This window comes from Neobacillus vireti, assembly GCF_036962345.1.
Classification (GTDB): Bacteria; Bacillota; Bacilli; order Bacillales; family Cytobacillaceae; genus Neobacillus; species Neobacillus vireti_A.
On the sequence record NZ_JBALNB010000031.1, the window covers coordinates 1 to 1,447 of the forward strand.

Below are 1,447 nucleotides of genomic sequence, written 5' to 3' on the forward strand. Positions count from 1 at the left end.
TGATCTGCCCCGTAAATGTTAGACACCAATAACATTTACGGGGTGTTTTTTATGGCTAAATTTAGTGTGGAGGATAAATTATCGGCTGTTCATCGCTATTTACAAGGCTATGATAGTTATAATACGATTGCGGCTTCCATTGGAGCAGCCTCCTCTTTAGTAATAACTTGGGTGAAGCAATACGAAGAAAATGGTGCAGAAGCGTTTAAAAAATCCTATACAAGTTACTCAACAGAGTTTAAACTGGACGTACTAAAATATATGAATGATTACGGGACGTCGCCGAATGAAACAGCTGCTATTTTTAAGGTAGCTGATCCTTCTTTAATTCGAAAATGGAGAAGGCTTTACGAAAAACATGGAATTGATGCCCTCGAATCAAAGAAAAAGGGGCGTCCATCCTTGAAGAAAGAAACAAAGAAAACAGAAACACAGAAATCAACACCAGCCGAAGAAACAGTGGAAACATTGCAAGCGAAAGTAGAACATTTAGAAATGGAGATTGCCTACTTAAAAAAGTTGAATGCTTTAGTTCAAAAGCAGGAAAAATTACAAACAAAATCAAAGCGCAAGTAATTTATGAACTAAAGAATCAGTATGAGGTCGTGGAATTAGTTAAAGTCGCTGACATTCCACGTAGTACTTACTATTATTGGGAAAAACGATTAAATCAGGCTGATAAATATCACAGTGTAAAAGAAGCTATTAAAGAGATTTTCCATGAACATAAAGGTCGATATGGGTACCGTAGAATCACGAAAGAATTAAAAAAAAGAGGTTTCTACCATGACCCCAAAACTATCAATAGTTTAATGAATGAAATGGGAATAAAATGTATGGTACGTATGAAGAAGTACAAATCTTATAAAGGTAATGTAGGGAAAATCGCTCCGAACGTCTTAAATCGCGATTTTACAGCCGAGAATATGAATGAAAAATGGGTAACCGACGTCACAGAAATCCACCTATTTGGTGAGAAGCGCTACCTCTCTCCTGTCCTAGATTTGTGTAATGGTGAAATCGTTGCTTATAGCGTCATGAGTCGTCCTGTATATAAATTGGTAGGAGACATGTTAGATCAGGCGATTGAACGTCTTCAGCCAGGAGACCAAGTTATTCTTCATTCAGATCAGGGTTGGCATTATCAAATGAGACAATATCAAAAAAAACTGGAACAACACCAAATTACACAGAGTATGTCCCGTAAAGGGAACTGTTTGGATAACGCAGTCATGGAAAATTTCTTTGGCTTATTAAAGTCCGAACTTCTTTATCTACAGGAATTTGACAGTATCGAGCAGTTTGAACGGGAATTGGCTGATTATATACACTATTACAATCACAAACGAATGAAGGCAAAATTAAAAGACTTGAGTCCGGTGGAATACCGAACTCAAGTCTTAAAAGTTGCATAAAAATATTTGTCTAACTTTATTGGGTCAGATCA

At 36.7% G+C, this 1,447-nt stretch carries 1 protein-coding gene; it reads left to right on the plus strand.

Features of this window, described 5'->3' with window-relative positions; all coding sequences use genetic code 11:
- Nucleotides 1–51: 51 nt before the first annotated feature.
- A protein-coding gene (locus V7108_RS26625) for an IS3 family transposase (RefSeq protein WP_335569853.1) occupies nucleotides 52–1,415 on the plus strand; the annotation gives its coding sequence in 2 pieces (ribosomal slippage) (nucleotides 52–511 and nucleotides 511–1,415; 1,365 coding nt in all).
- Nucleotides 1,416–1,447 lie beyond the last annotated feature (32 nt).